We start from the raw sequence: 23,368 nt of genomic DNA, 5'->3' as shown, positions 1-23,368 counted from the left end.
CGGCGCCCCCGCCGGGTCGGCCGGCACATTCGGGGTCCGGTCGGTGGAATGTGCTGGACACCCGGGCCGGTGCGGCAGAGGGTGGGCACCATGGAGTTCACCCATCTCGGCCGTACCGGCCTGACCGTCTCCCGACTCTGCCTGGGCACCATGAACTTCGGCCCGCACACCGCGGAGTCCGACGCCCACCAGATCATGGACACCGCCCACGAGCGGGGCATCAACTTCTTCGACACCGCCAACGCCTACGGCCGTGACGACGAGGGCAACCTGAAGGGCCGCACCGAGGAGATCATCGGCAGATGGTTCGCCCAGGGCGGCGGTCGCCGCGAGCGCACGGTGCTCGCCACCAAGGCGTACGCCCCGATGGGCGACTGGCCCAACGAGGGCCGGCTCTCCGCCCTCGCCATCCGCCGCGCCGTCGAGGACAGCCTGCGCCGCCTGAACACCGACCACATCGACCTGTACCAGATGCACCACATCGACCGGGACACGCCCTGGGAGGAGATCTGGCAGGCGATGGAGGTCCTGGTCGCCCAGGGCAAGATCATCTATGTCGGGTCCAGCAACTTCGCCGGCTGGCACATCGCCCTGGCCCAGGAGGCCGCCCGCTCCCGGCACTTCCTCGGCCTGGTCAGTGAGCAGTCCCTCTACAACCTGATCGACCGCACGATCGAGCTGGAGGTCATCCCTGCCCTCCAGCACTTCGGCCTCGGCCTGCTGCCGTGGTCGCCGCTGCGCAGCGGCCTGCTCGGTGGCGTCCTGCGCAAGCTGAACGAGGGCGCGGCCGTCCGCGGCGCCATGGGTCACGCGAGCGAGATCCTGGCGGCCAACCGCGAGCGCATCCAGGCCTACGAGGACTTCGCGGCCGAACTCGGTGCCGACCCGGCCGACCTCGCCCTCGCCTGGCTGCTCACCCGCCCCGCCGTCACCGCCCCCATCGTCGGCCCCCGTACCCTCGCCCACCTCGACGCCGCCGTCGCCGCGGTCGACCTCAAGCTCGACCAGAAGACCCTCGACCGCCTCGACGAGATCTTCCCCGGCCACCAGCCGGCCCCGGAGGACTACGCCTGGTAGCCCTGCGGCCACCCGCGACTGCGCCCGGGCTTCGCTCGAAGCCCGGGCGCAGTTGTGCCTAGCGGCTGTCTGCTCGTAGCCCGCGGTGTGGCGGCGGGAGTTGGTGCGGGTACGTGCGGTAGCGTCCGGGCCGTGCCGGGGCTCGTCGGAAGCCGCCGGCGTGACCCGGGCACCCGGCGGTTGGCGAACTCGCCCGCCGGGTGCCGGGCTTCGAGCCGATGGACGGACGCGCGGTGGCGCCGGGGTGTGCCTGTCGGACTCCCGGACCGCGGCGGGAGGGTGGCTGTGGTGGAACGAATGCGCGGCGGGATGCGGCGGTTGGTGGGCGGAGTGCTCGTCGGGGTGCTGGTGGCGCTGTGCGCCACGCCGGCCTCGGCGGTCCCCGAGAGCCAGGAGGTGCCGTGGGACCAGACTCCCCGGCCGGTCGCGGACCTGCCGGCCGGTGACCGGTACCTGGTCCAGCCCGCTTGTGCGAACTGGGCGTTGGCGGGGTGGCCCACCACCGGCGGGTACACGTGGCGCAACGACACGGTGGGGAGCTGGAAGGAGGTCTGGTACCGGGGTGGTGCCATCTTCAGCGGGTACCGGGGGAGCGGCACGCCGCTGTGGGCCGGCTGGCCGGGCCTGTTCCACGAATACGACGTCAAGGCCTACTCGACGATCCCCGACCCGAAGTACCGTGGCCAGGCGCGACTGGTGCGTGCCACGGCCGACGGTCAGGCCCCGATCACCTGGTACAGCCCTGACCACTACGTGAAGTTCCAGCGGCTCTCCGACTGCGGCTGAGTCAGCTTCGGGGGCGATCTTCAGTCTTTAGGCTGAAGGGGCCAGTTGGGGCTCGCGCCGGGCCGGATCGGATCGTTAGGGTCCGAACAAAGCCGTGGCCCGCCTTCTCGGTCAGGCGCCCGGCTGCCCCTCCTGATCGGAAGGTCGCCCTCCCGTGTCCACTTCAGGCTTCGATCTCGCCGTCGGCATGAGCTCCGATGCTCTGAACGCCGCCATCAAGCAACTGCACACCGCGCACCGGGCCTTGTTCAAGGGCGAGGAGGGAGCCGGGGAGCAGCACGTGGTCTGGGACGTGACCGCACCGCCGAAGGTCGTCGCACAGTCGCCCGCCGACGAGGACTGGGCGAAGGCGACGGACCTCAAGGGCAACTGCCCGCCCAAGGTGGACAAGCCCGCCGACGGCGGGTTCCAGATCACCCTGACCAAGACCGACGCCAGGGTCGGCACCGTCACCAGGAACCTGATCGATCAGAAGGACGTGCTGCTCTACGGCTCCCTGTCCGTGGCCGGAGGGAAGGTCGCGGTGAAGATCTCGGCCGTCCGCACCGACCTGTCCGGCCTGTCCGAGTGGGACAAGGAGCCCGTGGAGGAGTTCCTGGTCAAGGCCGCGGCGCTGGCCGAGGGTTCGCTGCCGGGATTCTCGATCCCCACCGAGGAGCTGTTCGGTACGAAGATCGCGCTGGTCGGCGACACGGCGCTCACGACCGGTACCCATGTGGTGGTCACGGCGCTCCTCACGTCGCCGTCCGGCTCCGGGGCGGCTGACGCAGGCGCGGGCGACACCTGGCCCACCACCACCAAGGACCTGTGGGTGCTGCTGAGTACCGGCCTTGTGGAGAAGGTGCTGGGAGCCGTCCTGGACGACCAGATCGCGAAGGAGAAGAGCTCGCCGCCGAAGCCGTTCAGCAAAGCGGAGGGGCCCTGGGTGGCGACGATCACCTACGGCCTCGACTCCTACAAGAACCTCACGCTGAGCGCGACGGACCTCAAGGCGAGCGCGGATCTCGCATTCTCGTACGGCGTCGATCTCAAGTCGCCGATCCTGCCGAACTGTTCGGCGAAGAAGGCATCGGACGCGATGTCGTGACGGGGCCACTCCCGAAGGGGAGTGGAAGGGAAGGAACATCGTGTTTCTCTTCACCATCAAACAGGACCCGGATCCGGTCGGAATCAAGGCACAGCTCACCGGCGTCAGCGCGACCCAGGTGAAGGGGAAGATCACCGACGTCCCCTCGCTGAAGATCACCCTCGATCCGGTGGGCGGGGGCGTCCCGATCTACGGGAGCATCGCCAGCTTCATCGCGCTCTGCGCACCCGCCTTCGCGAAGACGCTCAACAGCTGGATCACGGACAACGTCGTCGGCCGGGAGCACAGCTTCGATCTGGGGAAGAACCTGGGCTTCTCCTTCACCGTCGAGGGCCAGGACATCCACGCGAGTGCCAAGGGCGACCTGGACCTGAGCGCCTTCAACGGCTCTCTCCTGGCCGCCGGCGACATCGACATCACCTGAACCGCACCATCTCTGAAAGGCAGTCCGATGAGCTGGCTCGCTGTCGGAATGAACGCCCGGGCGCTGAACGGGGTGCTCGAAGAACTGCACGCGAAATATCCCGCCCTGTTCAAGGGCGAAGAGGGACGTGGTGAGGACACCGTCGTCTGGGACGTCGCCGGGGCGCCGACCGTCGACATCGGAGCGCCTGACAAGAAGAGCTGGGACAGCGCGACCGACGCCAAGGGAAACACACCCCCGGCGGCGCCTATGCCGGACGAAGGCGTCCTGCGGCTCACTCTCGTCAACACCAGTGCCCACGTCGGTACGAGCAGCAGGAACATCATCGACGGGAAGGACGTCGAGGTGTATCTCCAGATCTCGACGTCCGGCGGGACGATCGGTGCGGTCCCGCTCGCCGTGCGCACGGACACCTCCGGCCTGAGCGAATGGGATCAGGAGGCCGTCGAGGAACTGCTGCCCAAGGTCCTCCAGGTGGCCGCGGGCGCCGTCAGTGGCATCACCATCCCGACGATCGAGCCGTTCGGCACCCGGATCTCGTTCACCGACTACGCGGTCGAGACGACGAGCACGCACCTGGTGCTCACCGCCGAGGCCCACGTCTCGCCCGGCGAGGAGCGGCCGGCCGGCGCGGCGGCCGGTCAGGGTTCCTACCCGACCGACGACCTGTGGATCCTCATCGGCCGCAACCTCGCCGGCGACTTCCTCGATGTCGCGGTGATGTTCACCAAGGAGGTCGACTGGGGCCGGGAGATCGGCTACACGACGACCGTGCAGGGCCGTGAGGTGCATGTGGAGTACGTGGTCGTGCCGCGCGGGATCGCGCTCGGGGACGACCCGCGGACCGCGTCCCTCGCGGTGGAGGTGCCGAAACTCGACTTCTTCCTCAACGGTCGTCACCTCAACATGGTGATGGAGCCTCCGGGCGCCACCGCGACCGCGGAGATCACCGACATCACCGCGACGGACCTCCACTACACGGTCACCGACATCTCGGGGTTCCGCTGGTACTGGCCGCCGGACATCACCGACCTGTTCGTCGCCGAATACCTGGACGCCCACTGCCAGGGCGACGCCTGGAAGTGGGCGCACGACAAGTGGGTGGGCCAGGAGCGGACCATCTCCCTCGGCACCGGCCTCGACTACACCTTCCAGGCCGGCAGCACCCAGGTCACCGCCCGCGCCACGCCCCGCGGCATCGACGACTTCGCGGGGATGCTGCTGGTGAAGGCCGACGTCCACATCGTCTGACGCCACCCGACCTGCCCATCCCGCCGCGACGGTCTCCGCTCCCCATGAAGGAACCACCTGCCATGACCGACCCCGGACCGGGTGTGCTGTTCCTGCCCGACAGCCCCGGCTATCCGCTCGCCAGCACCGTCCCCCTGCCCGAGGGGCACCCGTTCGCACCCGCCGGCACCCTGAGCCTGCGGCTCGGCGCCCTCGGCGTCACCGCCGAGGGCGAGCCCGGCGAGGCCGCCGTGGAGGAGCTCGGCGGGGGCCGGACGCGGACCTCGTACCGGCTGGCGCCACTGGTGTTGACCGGCCGGTACTCGTTGGACGTCCGCCCCGACCCGGGCAGCCGACTCGACAGTGCCGGTGACCTCACCCCGCTGTCCACCCGTCCCGCCTCGCCGGGACTGCCCCAACCCCCGTCCGCCTCGCCCGATGTCAAGAAGGAGCGGCTCGACACGGCCAGGGCCGAACGCGAGAAGCTCCTGGAGAGCGGGGAGAACGGCTACCAGCTCGTCGCCAAGTTCTACGAGCACAACGAGTCGTACGCCGACGTGTTCGACAGCGGCCGCGTCGACTCGGTCTGGCAGAGCAACGGTGGGACGGAAGCCATGGCCGCCGACACCCACCAGGCGGTCCACACCGACCAGGGGCCGGTCAACGACCAGGCGAAGACGTACGCGAACCCCGACCCTGCACCGAAGCAGGTCAGCTACAACGAGAACGCGATCACCCAGCAGCTCACCATGCAGGAAGCCCTCGTGCACATGGCGGAGCGGCTGGAAGACCAGGACCCGAAGAAAGCGCAGTACCAGGCGGCGGCCGGAGCAGCCGGGGACTTCGGCAAGCGCATCAAGGACGACACCCACAACGACCGGACCACCGTCACGCCGATGACCGCCGCCGCCGTCCGCGCCGCCGTCAAGCAGGCCGCCGCCACCCCGGCCGTCACCCCCTTCGATCCGGCGCCGTTCAGGGACCCCGACGCCTTCCTGGCACGCATCGCCGCCGAAGGCGGGTCCGCCTGCCCGCCCGGGCTGACCGAGGCCGACCTGCACGACATCCGGCGGGCCCGCGCCGCCTGCCTCGCGGCGGACGCGGCCGCCGCACCCGCCATCGGGCAGCCGCTCCACCAGGGCGACTGCCGGGCCCGCGTCGAGGGCGCCACCGTCACCTTCGAGACCACCACCCGGGGTGGTGCCAAGGCCCTCGACTGGCTCACCGTCCAGGCGCCCGAGCCGGACCTCGAACTCGACGACCAGGACTGGCAGGGGGAGGCCGGTGACACCGCCCGCGAACGCCTCGCCGGCATGCAGTTCATCCGCACCCTGCTGCGCGACGCCCTCGCCGAACGAGTGGCCGTGGCCGCCCGTACCGGTACCGGCCCCTACGGCCACCCCGACCTGCAGACGGGAACCGGCTGACCCGTGCTCCTGGCCCCGACCCCCGACCCGAGCGCACTGCGCGACCCCGTCACCGCGCTCTGGGAGGGCCCGCTGGCCGAGGACCTCGCGCGCTACCACGAGGCCCTCGACACCGCCCTCGCCTCCCAGGCCGACTACCTCAGCGCCACCGAACACGCGCTCTACCAGCGCGGCAAGAAGATCCGCCCACTGCTCCTCCTCCTCTGTGCCCGGCTCGTCCACGGCTCCGGCCCGCTCCCGCAGAAGGCCGTCAACGGCGCCGTCTGCCTGGAGATGCTCCACATCGCCACCCTCATCCACGACGACATCGTCGATGACTCGCTGCTGCGCCGGGGTCTGCCGTCGGTCAACGCGGCGCGCGGGACGCAGACCGCCGTACTGATCGGCGACATGCAGTTCGTCCAGGCCATCCGGGGCTTCGTGGAGGAGATCGACGCCCAGCGCGACATCGAACTCGTCAAGGCCGTCCTGGACACCGCCTTCCGGATCTGCTGCGGCGAGCTCGACGAGCTCGCCGCCGAACCCGGCTGGGACACCGCGCGGCTGCTCGCCCACTACTGGCAGACCATCGAGCGCAAGACCGCCGTGCTGTTCGGGCTCGCCTGCGAGGCCGGCGTCACCCTGGCCGGCGGGCCCGCCGCCGACGCCCGCCGGGCCGGCTTCTACGGCCGACGGGTGGGCCGCGCCTTTCAGGTCATGGACGACCTCCTCGACCTGGCCCAGGACGAGGAGGCCTCCGGAAAGCCCCAGGGCATCGACCTGGCCCGCGGGCGCTTCTCACTGCCGCTCATCCACGCCATGGCCGAACTCGGCCCGGACCACCGCGTCTCGCGGGTCGTCCGCGGCGAACCCTGCGACGAGGCCGGCCTGCGGGCCTGCGCGGCCGCCGTCCGCGGCACGGCGGGCTATGCCACGGCGTACGCCGAGGCCCGCGCGCAGGCCCTGGACGCCTGGCGACGGCTGCGGCCGTTCCCGGCCTCGGCCTACCGCACCGCGCTCGGCGACATCGCCCTGCACATCGTCGACCGGGCCCCCTGAGCCACCTCCGCTCCCCACCCCGGCCCGCCGCCCGCACCACAGCGAAGGAAACAGCACGTGAGCGAGTCCCTCGTCCGCTTCATCGAAGCCACCATGAGCAAGCGGCTGAACGATCTGGACAACCCGCACAACCTGCCCGCGATCCTGGCGGGGACGAAGATCGGCGGGCACAGCCTCGTCCCGCTCACCGCCGACGAGTGGGACCTGGGCGCCTTCAAGAACGGCACCACCGTCGCCACCAACATCGCCCAGCAGTGGTGGCAGTTCGTCGAGGACGACGCGGACGGACACACGATGGTCCCGGACATCGGCGGCACCAAGGAGCTGAACAAGCGCTTCGTCCCCAGCCCCTCGCCGGACAAGCCGCTGACCGTCGTCACGACCCGCTCGATCACCGTCACCGGTCTCGACAACGTCCAACTCGGCCCGCTGACGGGCGTGGACACCCTCGCCGACGGCTACCGTCTGACGATTCCGCTCCTGTTCGGCCGCTTCAAGGGCACGAAGCTGCCCGAGACGATCACCGTCGCGGGCCACTACCAACTCGACCAGAGCGTCAGCGTGATGGACAAGGGCACCACGACCGTCACCGCCGTGCGGGAGACCCTGCCGGACGTGAAGTGGCCCGTCGACACCGTCACCGGCACCGGCACCTTCGCCCTCGGCGTCGAGGGCCTCGCCGTCGACGCGGTCCTCCGCGTCCAGCTCACCGGCAGTGGTGGTGAGCGCGGACTCCAGGTGACCCTGGAATCCCTCACCCCGCGCGGCGAGAGCGCCGCGCAGCCGGTGTACACCCTGGACCGCTCGAAGCTGACCATCGACCAGAGCACCAAGGAGGTCTACAAGAAGCCGTGGCTCGACGCCGCCGAGAAGGCCTTCGACGACCCCGAGAGTGCGCCGCGCCTGACCGACAGTCTCAAGGAGACCCTCAACACCAAGGACACCCTCACCGCGATCGCCGACGCCCTCACCGAGCGGCTCGGCGCGGCGCTCGACGCGGTCTTCAAGACCCACGCCGTCGCCGAGGGCGGATCCAGCGGTAACAACCCCGTCGACCAGTACCTGTTCGACCGGCTGCGCGCGGCCGTCGCCGACGAGACGTCGCCGTTCTACCCGCCGACCCTCATCACGGGCATGGCCAAGCCCACCGTCGAGCCGTACACCGTCGACAAGGTGGTGATCGGGGAGATCAGCCTGAGCTCGGAGCTCAAGCCGCTGGAGAACGTCACCTTCACCGGCCTCTCGATCAGGGGCTGCTCCAACACCGTGGCACCGCCCGAGCTGGCCGCTCTCACGGCCGGCCGCGTCAGCGCCGTGCTCAAGCTGTCGACCCTGACGAGCCGCCCCCGGCCGCTGGACGCCAGCGGAAAGCTCACGGCCGACTGGGGCACCCACAAGGACCTGCCGGGCGACTTCGCGGTGCTGGCGGACGAGGTCACCATCGCGACCGACCTGTCGTTCTCCGGCACCGAACTCGACGACCTCGCCATCACGATCGACGGCCTCATCGCCACCGTGCCGGACCAGGGCCTGACCATCACCGTCGACCTCTCCGGCGGCACCGGCGAGCACCCGGTGGTCGAGGAGTACGCGAACGAGGCGCTGAAGAGGGACGAGATCAAGGAGCAGATCGTGAAGCGGGTGAACGAGGCCCTGCAGAAGCAGCTGCCCGATCTCGGCCCCGAGGTCAGCCGCCTGGTCCGCGAGGCCATCGCCCAGCGGCTCGACACGCCGTCCGCGAGCTGACCTGCCCAGCGTCGTTCGGACCCGCCGTCGTTCGGACCCACTGTCGTTTCAGACCCACCGTCGTCCAGACCCCGCCGAGTTCAGGACCCGAGGCCCCGCCGATGGACATCACCGAGCTGCGCACCATCATCCGCTCCCACCTCGGCGGCGGGGTCCTCACCCTGACCACGGCCGACCTCGGTCCGGGGGCCGCCGGAACCCTGCTCACCACCTGGTTCGGCGGCACACTGAGTGTCCGTAGTGCCCAGGCGCGCGACACCGACACAGGTCTTGAGGTGGACGGCACCCTCAGCTGGCTCGGCGTCGCCGACCGCCCGCTCACCGGCCTCGCGTTCACCGTCGACCCCGCCGACGGGGCGCCGGCCCTGTTCCTCCCCTTCCCGCTCACCGCCGACTGGCACTTCGGCACCTCGTTCCCGCAGACCGCCGCGAGCGCCCTCGACGGCCTGGCCTTCGCCGCCGCGCCCCGGCTGCTGCTGACCTCCGTCCCGCGTCAGGCCGACCACGACCTCCCCGCGCTGCCGGCCGGGCTGAGCTTCGACGCGGCCGCCCTGAAGATGCCCACCGTGTTGCAGGACTTTGCCACCGTGCTCCGGGCCGAAGCCGGTGACGACCTGGTCCTGTCCGGTCCGATTCGGCCGGGCCTCGCCGGAGCGGGGCCGGACATCCGGCTGTCCTCCACCACGCGGGACAGTGGCACCACCCTGGGAGCCGCCTTCGCCCTCTGGGCAGGCTCCCACCCCGACAGCCACGGCAAGCCCGCCTACGGCGTCGGTCTCGACGCCGTCCTCGCGGTCTCCGACACCCTCCGGCTGACCCTGCGCGCCGCCGCCGACGCCCCGCGCCCCCTCGTCCTCGCCGCCGAGGACCTCCCCCCGGACCTGGTGCCGACGGCACTGCTCGCCGACTGGCCGGGCACCGGCACGGCCGTCGAGCAGCTCAAGGCGGTGGAGCTGGGCCTGAGCGAGAAGGTGACGCTCTCCGCCGCCGACCTCACCATCGACCCCACCCAACTGGTGGCCGGCGGCCTCGCGAAGGCCCTGACCGCCGTCAGCGTCACCCTCGCCACCACACCGGACTTCTCCTGGCACGTCCTGGACAAGCCCGACCTCGCGCTCACCGGCGCCGGCGCCACCCTGACCGTCGCCACACCCCTGCTTCCCACCCGGACCGCCACCGTCACCGCCCGGGCCGACTTCCTGGTCGCCGACAGCGTGCACCTGAGCGCCACCGCCGAGATCCCGCCCGGCGAGTTCACCCTCGCCTCCACACCCGGGGACAAGGTCGAACTGACCGACGTCCTCCGGCACTTCCTGCCGACCACGGATCTGTCCGCCGTCCCCCGGATGACGCTGACCAGCTTCAACGGCACCGTCCGGCCCGCCCAGCACAGCTACGCCCTGGCCGCCGAGGTCGAGACGAACGTCCCGGTGCCCATCGGCGCGGCCACCCTCACGCTGACCGCCGTCGGCGCGGAGTTCTGGCACTACGGCTACCCCGAGAAGCCCGTCACCGGCGCGCACCTCTCGGCCGTCGCCTCCCTGGCCCCCACCGGTCACTCAGCCCTTGCCATCACCGCCGACTCCGCTCAGGGCTCCACCGGTGGCTCCGCCCAGGCCCTCGTCTTCCACGCGGAGTGGTGGACGCCCGCCACCTTCCGGCTCGCCGCGACCCTCCCGGACATCCAGCTCACCGAGCTCCTCGCCCACCTCGCCGCCGACGTGGGCCTGACCCTGCCGGACCAGTTGCCGGCGATCACCCTCAAGGTCCCGGCCGTCACCGTCCAGCGGCACACCGGGGGCGGCTACGAGTTCGCCGTCGACACCACCGCCGAGTTCGACGGGGCCACCGGCCTCGGTCTGGTCGGCAAGGCCGCCACCGGGGGCAGCGGCACCGTGTTCGCCGCCGCCCTCTGGCAGGACGGCTGGACGTGGTCGCCCAAGGACGTCGGGGGCTGGCCCGACCTCGGCATCCTCGACGCGCTCACCTTCGGCCGGTCCGGCCTGGCGGTCAGCACCGCCGACGGCCAGCACATCGACGGGGCGAGGACCCCGCCCAACCTGCCCGCCACCGTGGACAAGGGCCTCACCTTCTTCACCGAGATCACCTTCAGCAAATCCGGCGACCTGGGATTCCTCAACACGTTGTTCCCGGGCGCGGACCGGATCACCCTGACCGCTCTGCTCGCCGCCCAGGTCAAGAACTCCTGGTTCGCCGCCACCATCGGCGCCGCCGCGATGCAGAAGGGCTTCGGCGAGCTGCGCCTGACCATCAAGCCCGCCTCCTGGAGCATCACCCTCGCCACCACCTTCGTCCTCGACCTCAGCTCGCTCGACACCTCCGCCGCCCCGGGGAACGGCGCCCTGCAGTTCACCGGCGCGGGCAGCGTCTCCAAGAGCGGCACGGGGTGGGAGCTCAGCCTCACCCTCATCCTTCAGGGCGCGGCCGGCGCGAACTCCGGGACGCTCGCCGCGGACCGCCTCGTCCTCGCTCTGGACGCCCCCGGCCACTACCTCCCCGCCCCGGCCCCCGACGCCGACCTCCGGGCGCCGGTCCGCCGGGTCGCCGACCTCCCGGCACCCGTCCGCCGCGGCGGGGCGGGGACCAACCCCGCGTGGAAGAACGCCTTCGGCATCGACGGCTTCGACATCGACGACTTCTATCTGGGGGTCGACTACGGGGGCGGCGTCTTCTCCCTGGGCGGGGGCGGCGCCGTCACCGTCGCGGGCAGCACCCACCTCGAACTCGCCGTCTACGGCAGCGTCGAGCCGCCGGACGTCAGCGCCTTCTCCTTCGCCCTGACCACCGACACCCCGGCCGGTCACGGTGTCTCCCTCCACGACGTCGTCGCCATCGTCGGCACGCCACCCCCGATCCTGGACTTCCTGAAGCAGATCGTCCTCAACGAGCTGGCCCTGTGCGTCGTCACCGTCCCCGGCGGCTGGACCAATCCCGTCACCAAGGAGCAGTGGGAGCAGGGCTTCTACGCCAAGGGCGACATCGACTACTTCCACAACTCCTGGCGCTTCAAGGTGAGGATCAGCGCCACCGGCCTGTACGTGAGGAGCGATGTCGAGAAGCCGATGACGATCGGCAGCGTCCTCACCCTCTCGGACGCCGGCGGCACCCGGGGGCCCCAGTACCTGCTGGACCTCTCCGACTTCAAGACGAAGATCCCGGAGAAGGTCTTCGCGATCTCCGGGAGGATCGCGATCCTGGGAGTCTCGGCCTCGCTCGACGCCACCCTGGGGACGAGCGGCTTCACCTTCCACGCCGACCTGGATCTGAAGGTCCTCACCAGCCACCTCGACTGCACGCTCGGGAAGGACGGCCTGCACGCGACGGCACAGGTCCGACTGGACTTCGACATCCCCGCGCCCAAGGGCATCCCCGACATCCTCGACATCAGCCTGGGCGGCGCCCTGACGCTCGACGCCGGCCCGGAGGGCGCCTCGGTCGCCCTGACGCTCACCGGGCAGGCGAGCCTCCTCGGCGAGAACGTCGGCGACCTCACCCTGACCCCCTCCTTCGCCATCACCGCCTTCGACGACCTCACCGCCGAGCTCAAGGGCTCCCCGGAAGCCATCTGGAAGCAGCTCGGCGATGTCTTCTGGCAGAGCGTCGAGAAGTGCGCCATGACCAAGGCGTCGGACGCGATGTCGCCAACTCCCTGATCCCGCCGGGCCCGCGCGGTACCTCCGTGCGGTGGCGGCCCCGCTCAGCCCTCCCCGTCGAGCAGCAGCTTCGCGGCCACCGCCGCCCCGTCGGTGCGGACGGTGCCGGCGACGGCGCTCGCCCGTGCGCGGGCCTCGGGGGTCAGCGCCGCCCTGAGCGCGACCGACAGGGACGCGGTGGTCGGGGCCTGCTCGTCGTGCGCCACGCCGACGCCCAGGTCGGCCGCCCGGCCGGCCCAGTACGGCTGGTCCATTCCCCAGGGCACCACCACCTGCGGCACCCCGGCCAGGGTCGCGGTCGTCGTGGTGCCCGCGCTGCCGTGGTGCACGACGGCGGCCGACCGGCGGAACAGCGCCTGCTGGTTGACCTCGCCGACGACGAAGCAGTCGTCCCGGTCGTCGATCGGGGCAAGCCCGGCCCAGCCGCGGGCGAGGACCACCCGGCGGCCCTGGGCGCGGATCGCCTCGACGGCCGCCCGGGCGACGGCCTCCGGGTCGCCCACCGGGGTGCTGCCGAAGCCCACGTACACCGGCGCCGCGCCGGCGTCCAGGAACTCCACCAGCTCGGCGGGGAGCGGGCGTTCGTCCGGCAGGACCCAGGCACCGGTCTGCACCACGCCGAGGTCCGTCGGCTGCCACGGGGACAGCACCGGGTCGGTGGCCAGCCACGGCCGGTCGGTGAAGGCGAAGTCACGGACGCCGTCGACCGGCGGAAGGCCGAACGACGCCCGCTGGGCGTTGAGTTCCTCGCCGAACATCGTGTTCGCGATCCGGGCGTCCACGTCCCACAGCGCCTGATTGTCCGTCGCGTCCGTGGGCAACGGCTGCCCCCGTCGTGCGGGCGGCCGGCGGTACGGCGACGGCAGGCTGACCGGCTGGTGACTCGCGTGCACGTAACGGATGCCCAGCTTCTCGGCCACCGACCGCGCGCCGGCCGTGGCCGGCAGCGGACCGGTCGCCACCAGTGCGTCACCTCCCTGCGCCACCGCGGCGACGGTGTCGAACTGCGCGGCCATCAACTCGGCCGTGCGCTGCGCCAGACCCTCCGCCGAACCCGGCGTCACGGTGGTCACCAGCGGGCGCACCGGCCGGCCGGTCGGCACCGCCTCCACGCCGACCCCGGCCAGTCGCTCCGCGAACTCCTCGTCCGGCGGCGCGCACACCCGCACCTGCGCACCCAGCTCCCGCAGCCGCACCGCGAGCCCCACCATCGGCTCGACGCCCCCGCGCGCCCCGTACGTCGACAACACCACGCGCATGCCAGTACTCCCCGTTTCGACTGCTTCGTGCTCAGGTCGGCGATTCTGCGGCATGACCGGGGCCTTGCCGCAAGGCCCCCCGTGCGCTATATGTTGATCACGGCAAGGAGGCGGGACGCTCCATCCGCCGTGCCCGCCGTGTCCGCCGTGGACGGACAGTCTCTTCCTCCTCCTCGGCCCGAAGCGGCGGCGCCGCGTACGGCGGCAGCGCCGGTCCGAGCGGGCTCCCGTCCTCCTGGTGCGGTGAGCCGGGCATCGCGCGCCTTCGGCGTACTCGCCGGTCACCCCGGTGGGCTGTGGTAGCACTAGCTGGCATGACGGAGAGGCCTGCCGAGCGCGGCAGTTATCACCACGGGGCCCTGCCCGAGGCGCTGGTCGCGGCGGCGTTCGCACTGCTGGACGAGGAGGGGCCGGCGAAGGTCACCATGCGCGAGGTGGCACGGCGGGCAGGGGTGTCGGCGGGTGCGCCGTTCCGGCACTTCCCGGACCGGCAGGCGCTGCTGACGGAGGTGGCGGACCGGGTGCTGGCCGACTTCGAGCGGTGGCAGCTCGCCGAGATCGAGCGGCGCGAGGGCCCGGCGATGAAGGCGCTCGGGCTCGGTTTCATCCGGTACGCGATCCGCCACCCGCACCGGTTCGAGCTGGTCCGCTCGCGGGTGTTCACGGCTTCCCGGCAGCCCGAGCTTCGGCAGCGGCTCTCCGGGATCGACGAGGCGCTCATCGAGTTCATCGTCGCGGACCAGGAGGCGGGCCGGCTGCGCCCCGGCGATCCGGCCCTGGTGGGGCTGGCCGGGCAGGCGCTGGTGTACGGGCTCGCGCAGATGATCGTCGACGGGTACCTGCCGGCGGAGAAGGCGGAGGAGCTGGCCGAGCAGGTGGTGGACACCTTCGGTCAGGGGGTCGGCAACCGGGGCTGACCGCTGACGTCAACCATCGCTCACCGCAAAGGATTTGAGGGTGCGTGGAGCCTTGACCGGACTCTCGGCCGCTGATGTAATCACCGCTTACATGGGTGGAGGAGAGAGCTGGAGGCACACATGTTCGCCAAACCGACTCCGGGATACACCACCGCGGCCGTCACCGGGGACACCGTGGTGCTGCTGATCGGGATGCGCATCAACCGCTTCTGGGCCGTCCACCACTGGATGCCGGTGATGGCGGCCATGTTCCGGATGCTCCACGACCTGGCCAAGGAGCCGGAGCGCGGGCTGCGCGGACGCATCCTGCTGACCGCCTCGCCGCGGACGTACTACGTCGTCCAGTACTGGGAGTCCAAGGAGAAGCTGTACGGCTACGCGGCCGCGCCGGACGCCTTCCACCACAAGGTGTGGGGGATCGCCAACCGCAAGATACGCGCCGGGAAGCTGCGGCAGTACGTGGGGCTCTGGCACGAGACGTACATCGTGCCCGAGGGTTCGTACGAGGCGATCTACTTCGACATGCCGCCCTTCGGGCTGGCGGGGGCCCACGGCTCGCTGCCGGTGGAGCGCCGGGGGCGGCGCGCGGCGGACCGGCTCGCCTACCGCTCGCGGACCGCGGGCGGGGAACACTCCGGGGAGCGGCCCGAGGAGGAGTCGGGCGCGGAGTCGGGGGAGCAGCCGGGGAAGGTGTCCGAGGCGGGGTCGGGCAAGACGTCCGGGGCGGAGACGGCCGCTTAGCGGTGGCGGGCCGGGTGGTGGCGGGGGCGGCCCGCGGTCAGTTCAGCAGGCCGCCCATGTGCGCGTCGTCGGCGAGGAGTTGCCAGGAGTGGCCCGGGGTCGCGAAGGCCTCCGGGTCGATGGCGGCGACCACCTCCTCGACCACGCCGCTCAGCAGCGACTGCGGGTCGAAGACCTCCCAGCTGCCGGCCGCGCGCCCGTACTCCCAGCGGCGCCACTCGGCGCGCAGCCGCTCGCAGACCCAGAGCGAGTACAGCAGGGCGGACAAGTCCCGGTTGAGATAGGCCTCCGGCTCGCCGACCTCGTTCCAGTCGGGCAGCTCCAGCCGGCCGGTGGCGCCGTCGAGGGCGATCACGAGGTCGTAGGGCCAGTCGCCGACGGCCAGGTGGTCGCGCTGGTGGTCGCGGTTCTGCGGCGAGGCGCCGGGGCCGTCGTCCAGGGCGCTGCCCGAGGGTATGTGCGGGGGTACGTGCGGGGTCGCGTCCGAGGGCGCGTCCGGGGTGAAGTGCTCGGGATAGGCCTCGGCCATCGTGCGCAGCGGCTCGTCGTCGGAGACGGTCAACAGCCCGCCGCCGAGGGGTAGTCCGACCTCGGCGAGCAGTCGCCTGGTCGGTGCGTGGGTGAGCCCGTCGGGCAGCTCCTCCGGGCGGTAGCGGCGGACCAGCCCGTCGGCCCCGAGTGCGGCGAGGTCCTCGACCAGCTCCGGCCCGAGCTCGTACGCGAGCGCGCCCGGGCCACCGGGGAGCGCGCCCCAGGAGAGGGAACGCACCAGCAGGGCCGTGTCCCAGTGCGGGGGAGCGTCGTCGGCGCGGTCGAACAGCTCCGGGTCGATCGCGCGCATCCGCCGCCGGGCGACCCCGACCACCTCCGCGACCACCGCCGGCCCCCGGTGCCCGTCGAGCGCGGCGGGCTCCGCCGCCGCCACGGCCACGGCGTCGACCTCGCGCATCAGCTCGACCAGTGCGGGCAGGCTGGAGGCGATCAGGTCGCGGCGCAGCCCGTCGTGGCGGCCGCCTCGACGCCGGGCGGCGAGGAAGACCTCGCCCGTCGCCCCGTCCAGCAGGACGGCGTCACCCTCGTAGTCGGTGGCGGCGACGTACCCCGTCTCGCCGAGGACGAACAGCCGCTCCGCCGGGCCCGTGCCCGCCACCCCCAGCGGAGGTGCGTCCAGGGCGGCGAAGTCCAGGAAGGCGCCCTTCTCGGGCAGCCCCTCCCCGGTCAGGAAGGCCCGGCTGGGCTGGTGGGACAACTCCTCCGGCAGGCCTGCCGACTCCAGGCGCAGGCGCCCGTCCCAGTGCGCCTCGATGCTCATGCCCGGCCACTCCTCCCCAACCGACGATCCCGATCGACCCTAGCGGGCACCACCGACAATCCGGCGGGACCGGTCACCGGGCCGGAGCCGGTGCGAGTGTCGCGGGCCCGTGGTGGCCGAACGGCGTGAGAGCGTCGGGGGATGGTGGAAGGCGGCGGCCGGGCGGCCGTGGTGCACGAGGTGCCGTACTACGCGCAGTGGGAGTCCCCGGAGCTGGTACGGGAGATCATCGACGGCTCGGTGGGCGCGGCGGACGATCCGCGCTGGGGGCAGTCGGGGGCGGCGACGCCGGAGGAGTACGCGTACTGGTCCTGGCGGCTGTGCGGGGTGGCCTGCCTGCGGATGGCGCTCGACCGCTGGTGGGGCGTGGCGCCGCCGCAGGTCGCGCTGGCGGCGGAGTGCCTGGCGGCCGGCGCGTACGAGCGGGACGGCGAGCGGCTGCGCGGGCTGATCCACACGCCGTTCGCCGCGTACGTCCGCGAGCGGTGGGGCCTGTCCGCGCAGGCACGGGAGTTGACGGCCGGGGAGGTGGCGGCGGAGGTGACCGCCGGGCGGTTGGTGATGCTGTCCGTGCACCCCGAGATCCGTGAACCGGACGGTCCCGAGCCGCACCGGCGCGGCGGGCACCTGGTACTGGCGGTGGGCGTCACGGGTACGGCGCTGGTGATCCACAACCCGTCCGGGTTCGCGGGGGAGTCGCAGGCCTACGCGCACGTGCCGTGGCGGCGGCTCGACCGGTTCTACGCGGGCCGGGGGATCGTGCTCGGCCCGCCGGACCGCGCCCGCCCGGCCGGCGGGGCAGGGCCGGAGGAGGCGGAAGGGGATCCGGGGGCCGGGAGTTGAGGGAGCGGAAGGTGCGCTCGGCTCATGCCCTCGTGGTCGTCGGGAAGCCGTCCGAGGCGTCGGCCGGCCGGCCGTGTTCCCAGACGCTGTCGAACTCGGTCCGGAAGTGCCGGAACCACAGGTCCTCGCGGTGCGGCAGGACGGTGAAGACGGCGTCCCCGCTGGCCGAGCTGTGCGAGTAGATGTCGACGTGGATGCGGCCGCCCGGCTGCTGCGGATCGAGCAGGAGCAACCCGAAGGCCGGGACGAACCCGAGGAAGCGAACCTCCACCCTGCCCTCCACGCCGGGCGTCTCGGCGAGTTCGCGCAGCAGGTCGACGGACGAGCGGAGCCGGTTGCGGTACATCTCGGCCCGGTCGGGGATCGTGCTGCGGCGCGCCGCCTCCTCGGGGGCGGAGCCGGCGGGGTCGAGAAGCGCCACCTTGACCACGGCTCCGGCGACGGCCCGGCGCTGGAGCTCGTCCACCAGGTTGCGCATCGTGCGGGAGAGCGTCACTCCGACGATCCGGATGTCCTCCGCGGTGCGCACCTGCTCGACCAGGCCGGGCTTGTCCGTGCCGAGGAAGTCCGCGGCGGAGACCTCCCCCCGGCCCCGGGCGCGCACCTCGGCGGTCAGCTCCGCCACCTGCCGGCGGCTGACCAGCATGCCGCCGGCCAGCAGGGCCAGCGTCGCGAGCACGGCGGCCGACAGGACCTCGCTGCCGACCGTGCCGAGGGCCCCGAGCACGGCCAGCACCAGGGACAGCAGTGCGGTCGTGTAGATCTCCAGGTTCTGCCCTGCCGAGAGATCCGCGCGCAGCCGTCGAAGAAAACGCATGGGGACCATCGTCGGGACGCTCCGGGGCCGTGTCAACGAAAAGCCGGAGGCAGGGGCGCCGGTCCGCGGCTCCCGATCGCGGGTGGTGTGCGTCGCACGGGAGCCCCGGCACCTGGCACCCGCACCCGGTACCTGCGATCCGGGTGCGGGGTGCGGGGTGCGGGGTGCGGGGTGCGGGGTGCGGGGTGCGGGGTGCGGGGTGCCGGCGTCAGGTGCCGGGTGTCAGGGTGTCGGGCTTCGGGTGTCGGGGCGTCAGGCCGTCGTGGCCGGCAGGCCGATCGGGTTGATCGGCGGCAGCGAGCTGCGACAGAGCGCGGAGATCGGCGTGAGGGCGGCGGCGAGCCGGTCGAGTTCGGCGCGCGGGTGGCTCTCCCAGACCCGGGCGGCGGCCAGGTCGGTGGCGGCCTCCAGGGACTGGTGGCGGATCCGGCCGCACTCGGTGATGGTGCCGCGCTCGGTCAGCCAACCGCGTTCCACCAGGCGGGCGGTGGCGGCCGCCCACTCCTCGTCGGTCCAGCCGCGCAGCGGTTGCAGCACCTCGCGGCGCACGTCCAGCGCGCAGCGCACCACCAGCGCCTCGCAGCCGTCCAGCCCGGCGGAGACCAGCGCGGCGACATGGCCGTCGCCGCGGTGCTCGCGCATCACGGTGGCGGCCTGCCAGAGGCGCCCGTACAGGCCGGTCGGCCGGGGGACGGCGGCGTTGGCGGCGGCCAGGACCCGGCCCGCGCAGTCCAGGCGGTCGACGGCCCGCTCCAGCAGGTCGGCCACCAGCTCGACCTGCGCCGGCTCCACGTGCTCCAGCAGCCGTGCGAGCGCCGCCGACGAGCCCTTGACCCGGGCGGCCAGGGCGGTGTCCGGGTCCACCAGCTTCCAGACGTCCGGCAGGGCGCGCTCCACCGCCGAGGGCGCGAAGTTGAAGAACGCGGCGATCACCGGCGGCGCGTCGACCGCGCCCAACGGCGCCGACCGGCCGGCGAAGTAGCCGCGCCAGCCGCCGCGCAACCCGGCGTCCTCGAACGCCGCGCGGCCCTCGGGCGAGAAGTAGGTGACGGCGTGCACCGGCTCGAAGAGCCACCACAGGGCCCGGGCGGGATGGACCAGATCGGCCAACGGAAGACCTTCCTCGAAATGGGCGTGGAGGGTGTGCGAGAAAGCTGGAGGGAGTGGAGCGGGCGGCCAGGGGGGCCGGCGGGGCGGGGGTGGACGGGGCGCGGGCGGGCGTGGACGGCGTCGCGCGGGGAGCTGTGGTGCGGACCGTGCGGAGGGTGTGTGGTGGAAATGGAGCGGGAACGAGGGTGGCCGGAGGTGCGAACGCCGGGTTGCACAGGGCTGATGACCACGGCGGCGGTCACGATAACCCTCGGGCGGGTGTGATGCGGGTCACGGGGAGGTCTCACTGTTCAGTTCCTGCCGACTCCCCGCGAGATGATGGGGCGAGGTGCCCGCTCCAGGCGCCGGAACCCTCGTAGGAAGCATCGGAAATGGCGCAGATCAACCCCAGCATCCTGTCCGCGGACTTCGCCAGGCTCGCCGACGAGGCCGAGGCCGTCAGGGGTTCGGACTGGCTGCACGTGGACGTGATGGACAACCACTTCGTGCCCAACCTGACCCTGGGCGTCCCGGTGGTCGAGGCACTCGCCCGCGCCACCGGCACCCCGCTGGACTGCCACCTGATGATCGAGGAGCCGGACCGCTGGGCCCCGCAGTACGTCGAGGCCGGCGCCGGGTCCGTCACCTTCCACGTCGAGGCCGCGGCGGCGCCCGTCCGCCTCGCCCGGGAGATCCGGGCCAAGGGTGCCCGCGCGTCCATGGCGCTCAGGCCGGCCACGCCGATCGAGCCGTACGAGGACCTGCTGCCCGAGCTGGACATGCTGCTGATCATGACGGTCGAGCCGGGCTTCGGCGGGCAGGCGTTCCTCGACATCATGCTGCCGAAGATCCGCCGCACCCGGCAGCTGATCGACAAGCACGGCCTGGAGCTGTGGCTGCAGGTGGACGGCGGGGTCTCGGCGAGCACCATCGAGCGCTGTGCCGAGGCGGGCGCGGACGTCTTCGTGGCCGGCTCCGCGGTGTACGGCGCGCAGGACCCGGCCGAGGCCGTCACCAAGCTGCGCGCGCTCGCGGACGCGGCGACCGCGGACGCCTGGTGGGCCTGCAAGCACTGAAGAACCCGGGGACACCGCCCCCGACCTGCGGTGACGAGTTGTTGATCAGCTGTGACGGACACGGTGCGGCCCGACGGGTCGGCCCGACGTACAGTGCTGGCTGACTGTCGGAGGGGAGAACCGTGGACCTGGACCACCAGGGGAGTGGGCACGCCGGAGCGGGTGCCGGAGTAGGTGTCGGAGCCGGAGCGGGCGTCGGAGCCGGCGCCGGCGCGCGCGCCGTGACCGTGCCGCCGCCGCCCGCCTCGCCGCCGCCACCCGTCTCACCGCCGCCGCCCGCCGTGCCGCCCGTGATCGGGTCGCCCGTGCTCGGGCTGGGCACGGGCGCGGTGGGCGGGGGTGCGCCTGCGGGAACGTTCGGCCCGGGGACGCTCGGGCGGCGCCGACTGCTCAGGGCCGGCCTCGGCCTCGGCGGCCTGGCCGTCATCGGTACCGGCACGGCGGTGGCCCTGTCCGGCGGTTCGTCGGAGCCGACCGCACCCGGCGGTTCCGGCGGCCCGGGCACGCCCTCCGGCGCCGGTACGACCCCGGCCACGGCGCCCACCGGTACGGCGCAGCCGTCGGCCGCCACGTCCGTCGTCCCCTCGCTCCGCAGCGAGGAGCAGCGCTCGACGGCCCGGAACGGCGCCGCGGTGAAGATGATCACGATCATCCCGCAGGGCGCCGCCCGCCCGGCCGACCTGCCGGTCTGCGTCGCCCTGCACGGGCGCGGCGCCACCGCCCAGGCGTGGACCGACCTCGGGCTGCCGCAGATCCTGGTCGCCGCCATCGCGGCCGGCGTCCCCCCGTTCGCGGTGGTCGCCGTCGACGGCGGCGACGCCACCTACTGGCGCCGCACGCCGTCCGGCGACGACCCGCAGAAGATGCTGCTGGACGAGCTGCCCGGCTGGCTCGCCAAGCAGGGGCTGCGCGCACCCGAGGCGGTGATGGGCATATCGATGGGCGGCTTCGGCTCGCTCCGCTACGCCCGCAACCGGGGCGCCGGCTTCGGCCCGGTCGCGGTGCTCAGCCCGGCACTGTTCCGCAGCTGGGGGGACGCCAAGGCGGTGGGCGTCTTCAAGGACGAGGCCGACTGGCGCGAGAACGAGCCGCTGCTCCACCAGGACCAGCCGCACGGCCGCCCGATCGGCGTCTGGTGCGGCACCGAGGACCCGTTCTGCGACGCGGCCCGCAAGCTGGCCGGCGACACCGTCCAGGCCCGCTTCACCCCCGGGGTGCACGACGCGGCGTACTGGCGCAAGGTCCTGCCGGACGCGGTCGCCTTCCTCGGCCGCGCCCTCGCGGGTCGCGGCGCCGGCTGACGGGATCGGCCGGGGGGCCGTCGGGGGCGCGCACGCGCGGGCCGTGCCGGCCGAAGGTGGAGGAACGCCCCCGGTTGGTGGATGATCGTTGCCGACGACCCCCTCCGGCCCCGGACCGTACGTCCCCGGCCGGCCCCGACCCGTACGGTGGTGGATCCGCGACATGAGCAACCTCGACCAGAAGCCCGCTCCGACCCCCTGCGGCGGCGCGTCCGGTGCCGGTCCGGTCCGCGAACTGCTGACCGGGCGTCAGGTCCCGCTCGGCGAGAGCACCGTCGTGCGCCGCCTGCTGCCCAACCTCGGCCGCCGGATGGTCGGCGCATGGTGCTTCGTCGACCACTACGGCCCCGACGACATCGCCGACGAGCCCGGCATGCAGGTCCCGCCGCACCCGCACATGGGCCTGCAGACGGTCAGCTGGCTCCACCGGGGCGAGGTCCTGCACCGCGACAGCCTCGGCAGCCTGCAGACCGTCCGCCCCTACGAGTTGGGCCTGATGACCTCCGGCCGGGCGATCTCCCACTCCGAGGAGTCCCCGCGCGAGCACGCCCGCTTCCTGGAGGGCGCCCAGCTCTGGGTCGCCCTACCGGACGCCCACCGGCACACCGCCCCCGCCTTCGAGCACCACGCGGACCTGCCCGTCGTCACCGCCCCCGGCCTGCGCGGCACCGTCATCCTGGGCAGCCTCGACACCGCCACCTCCCCCGGCGCCGCCTACACCCCCCTGGTCGGCGCCGACCTCGCCCTCACCGAGGGCGCCGACCTCAAGCTCCCCCTGGAGCCCGGCTTCGAGTACGCCGTGCTCGCCATGTCCGGCAGCGTCGACGTCGACGGCGTCCGCGTCGAACCGGGCTCCATGCTCTACCTCGGCACCGACCGCCGCGAACTCCCCCTCCTCGCCCGCACCGACGCCGCCGTCCTCCTCCTCGGCGGCGAACCGTTCGAGGAGAAGCTGGTCATGTGGTGGAACTTCATCGGCCGCTCCGGTGAGGAGATCGTACAGGCACGAAACGACTGGGAGAAGAGCTCGCGCTTCGGCGAGGTGCACGGCTATGACGGTACCCGGCTGAGGGCTCCGGAGCTCTCCGGCCTCCCGTTGAAGGCGCGGGGTCGAGTGCGCTGACCTGGGGTAATGCTGGCCAGGGGTGTGCATGCAAGGTTGCGGGCCCGGTCCGTCCGGGGTGCTGGGCGATGGCCGGCCGCGACGTCTCGAGGCCTCTCGGGCTGGGTCGGAACTGGCGTCGGCAGGCGGTGCCGAATCGCAAGTCTGGCTAGGTATAGCAGGATCTACTCGGATCGATGCTGACCTTTTGCTGACCTCTCTGACTGGCCGTCACGCTTATGGTCTAGACCTTTGGGTGCCTCATCGCTTCAACCTGGGGTGGGCCGATCCGGGGCCACGCCGAGGACTGGCGGTTCAAGCGCATTGACGGCGGCTCTCTTCTATGAAATGCGAACCTACAGCCGACCAGCTGGGCCAGTTCGGGGTGGCCGGTGAGGTCGGACGTCGCGTAGACGAGCAGC

General features: G+C 72.4%; 19 protein-coding genes. 15 read left to right on the top strand and 4 right to left on the bottom strand.

What is annotated here, in order from left to right; all coding sequences use genetic code 11:
- The first annotated feature begins 90 nt into the window (after nucleotides 1–90).
- The 9 genes from ACFVYI_RS05525 to ACFVYI_RS05485 all read left to right on the top strand — a co-directional run bounded on the left by ACFVYI_RS05525 (nucleotide 91) and on the right by ACFVYI_RS05485 (nucleotide 12,489).
- Nucleotides 91–1,077 (top strand): aldo/keto reductase, encoded by a 987-nt coding sequence (locus ACFVYI_RS05525; RefSeq protein WP_387881829.1) that lies wholly within the window; start codon nucleotides 91–93, stop codon nucleotides 1,075–1,077.
- A 288-nt stretch (nucleotides 1,078–1,365) separates the two neighbouring features.
- Complete coding sequence (locus ACFVYI_RS05520; RefSeq protein ID WP_387881828.1) at nucleotides 1,366–1,863, top strand: hypothetical protein; 498 nt, start codon at nucleotides 1,366–1,368, stop codon at nucleotides 1,861–1,863.
- Between the two features lie 154 nt (nucleotides 1,864–2,017).
- Entirely contained in the window at nucleotides 2,018–2,950 is a 933-nt protein-coding gene (locus ACFVYI_RS05515) for a hypothetical protein (RefSeq protein ID WP_387881827.1), read from the top strand.
- 40 nt (nucleotides 2,951–2,990) lie between these two features.
- Nucleotides 2,991–3,374 carry a hypothetical protein gene (locus tag ACFVYI_RS05510; RefSeq protein WP_387881826.1) on the top strand — a complete coding sequence of 128 codons (384 nt, stop codon included), beginning with the start codon at nucleotides 2,991–2,993 and terminating at the stop codon, nucleotides 3,372–3,374.
- A 27-nt stretch (nucleotides 3,375–3,401) separates the two neighbouring features.
- The gene (locus ACFVYI_RS05505) at nucleotides 3,402–4,625 is read left to right on the top strand and encodes a hypothetical protein (RefSeq protein ID WP_387881825.1); all 1,224 of its coding nucleotides are present in this window, start codon (nucleotides 3,402–3,404) and stop codon (nucleotides 4,623–4,625) included.
- A 62-nt stretch (nucleotides 4,626–4,687) separates the two neighbouring features.
- Nucleotides 4,688–6,031 carry a hypothetical protein gene (locus ACFVYI_RS05500; RefSeq protein ID WP_387881824.1) on the top strand — a complete coding sequence of 448 codons (1,344 nt, stop codon included), beginning with the start codon at nucleotides 4,688–4,690 and terminating at the stop codon, nucleotides 6,029–6,031.
- A gap of 3 nt (nucleotides 6,032–6,034) precedes the next feature.
- The gene (locus tag ACFVYI_RS05495; RefSeq protein ID WP_387881823.1) at nucleotides 6,035–7,069 is read left to right on the top strand and encodes a polyprenyl synthetase family protein; all 1,035 of its coding nucleotides are present in this window, start codon (nucleotides 6,035–6,037) and stop codon (nucleotides 7,067–7,069) included.
- 57 nt (nucleotides 7,070–7,126) lie between these two features.
- The gene (locus tag ACFVYI_RS05490) at nucleotides 7,127–8,815 is read left to right on the top strand and encodes a hypothetical protein (protein WP_387881822.1); all 1,689 of its coding nucleotides are present in this window, start codon (nucleotides 7,127–7,129) and stop codon (nucleotides 8,813–8,815) included.
- Between the two features lie 101 nt (nucleotides 8,816–8,916).
- Entirely contained in the window at nucleotides 8,917–12,489 is a 3,573-nt protein-coding gene (locus tag ACFVYI_RS05485; protein ID WP_387881821.1) for a hypothetical protein, read from the top strand.
- 44 nt (nucleotides 12,490–12,533) lie between these two features.
- Here the strand turns inward: ACFVYI_RS05485 and ACFVYI_RS05480 are convergent, their stop codons facing one another.
- Nucleotides 12,534–13,748, bottom strand: coding sequence for a glycosyltransferase (locus tag ACFVYI_RS05480; protein WP_387881820.1), 1,215 nt, complete (start codon nucleotides 13,746–13,748; stop codon nucleotides 12,534–12,536).
- Nucleotides 13,749–14,062: 314 nt separating this feature from the next.
- On the opposite strand from ACFVYI_RS05480, the gene ACFVYI_RS05475 reads away from it, so the two are divergent.
- Entirely contained in the window at nucleotides 14,063–14,665 is a 603-nt protein-coding gene (locus ACFVYI_RS05475) for a TetR/AcrR family transcriptional regulator (protein ID WP_387881819.1), read from the top strand.
- Between the two features lie 120 nt (nucleotides 14,666–14,785).
- Nucleotides 14,786–15,406, top strand: coding sequence for a DUF4188 domain-containing protein (locus ACFVYI_RS05470; protein WP_387881818.1), 621 nt, complete (start codon nucleotides 14,786–14,788; stop codon nucleotides 15,404–15,406).
- Nucleotides 15,407–15,443: 37 nt separating this feature from the next.
- Here ACFVYI_RS05470 and ACFVYI_RS05465 read toward each other — a convergent pair whose 3' ends face one another.
- Nucleotides 15,444–16,718, bottom strand: a complete 1,275-nt coding sequence (locus tag ACFVYI_RS05465; RefSeq protein WP_387881817.1) for an SUKH-4 family immunity protein — start codon at nucleotides 16,716–16,718, stop codon at nucleotides 15,444–15,446.
- A gap of 141 nt (nucleotides 16,719–16,859) precedes the next feature.
- On the opposite strand from ACFVYI_RS05465, the gene ACFVYI_RS05460 reads away from it, so the two are divergent.
- A complete protein-coding gene (locus ACFVYI_RS05460) occupies nucleotides 16,860–17,561 on the top strand; it encodes a C39 family peptidase (RefSeq protein ID WP_387881816.1) in 702 nt (233 codons plus the stop codon).
- A 22-nt stretch (nucleotides 17,562–17,583) separates the two neighbouring features.
- Here the strand turns inward: ACFVYI_RS05460 and ACFVYI_RS05455 are convergent, their stop codons facing one another.
- Both ACFVYI_RS05455 and ACFVYI_RS05450 read right to left on the bottom strand, forming a co-directional pair.
- Nucleotides 17,584–18,378 carry a hypothetical protein gene (locus tag ACFVYI_RS05455; protein ID WP_387881815.1) on the bottom strand — a complete coding sequence of 265 codons (795 nt, stop codon included), beginning with the start codon at nucleotides 18,376–18,378 and terminating at the stop codon, nucleotides 17,584–17,586.
- Between the two features lie 252 nt (nucleotides 18,379–18,630).
- Nucleotides 18,631–19,488 (bottom strand): hypothetical protein, encoded by an 858-nt coding sequence (locus ACFVYI_RS05450; RefSeq protein WP_387881814.1) that lies wholly within the window; start codon nucleotides 19,486–19,488, stop codon nucleotides 18,631–18,633.
- Between the two features lie 371 nt (nucleotides 19,489–19,859).
- Here ACFVYI_RS05450 and rpe point away from each other — a divergent pair, with 371 nt between their 5' ends.
- The 3 genes from rpe to ACFVYI_RS05435 all read left to right on the top strand — a co-directional run bounded on the left by rpe (nucleotide 19,860) and on the right by ACFVYI_RS05435 (nucleotide 22,967).
- Nucleotides 19,860–20,543: a ribulose-phosphate 3-epimerase gene (gene rpe, locus ACFVYI_RS05445; RefSeq protein WP_360639069.1), complete on the top strand. Its 684-nt coding sequence runs from the start codon at nucleotides 19,860–19,862 to the stop codon at nucleotides 20,541–20,543.
- Between the two features lie 290 nt (nucleotides 20,544–20,833).
- On the top strand, nucleotides 20,834–21,844 hold the full coding sequence (locus tag ACFVYI_RS05440) for an alpha/beta hydrolase (RefSeq protein ID WP_387881813.1): 1,011 nt from the start codon (nucleotides 20,834–20,836) through the stop codon (nucleotides 21,842–21,844).
- A 163-nt stretch (nucleotides 21,845–22,007) separates the two neighbouring features.
- The gene (locus ACFVYI_RS05435) at nucleotides 22,008–22,967 is read left to right on the top strand and encodes a pirin family protein (protein WP_387881812.1); all 960 of its coding nucleotides are present in this window, start codon (nucleotides 22,008–22,010) and stop codon (nucleotides 22,965–22,967) included.
- The last annotated feature ends 401 nt before the right edge of the window (nucleotides 22,968–23,368 follow it).

The organism is Kitasatospora sp. NPDC058218, from assembly GCF_042882445.1.
Lineage (GTDB): Bacteria > Actinomycetota > Actinomycetes > Streptomycetales > Streptomycetaceae > Kitasatospora.
The sequence above is the reverse complement of the archived record's forward strand: the minus strand, read 5'-3'. Positions and strand labels throughout refer to the sequence as shown.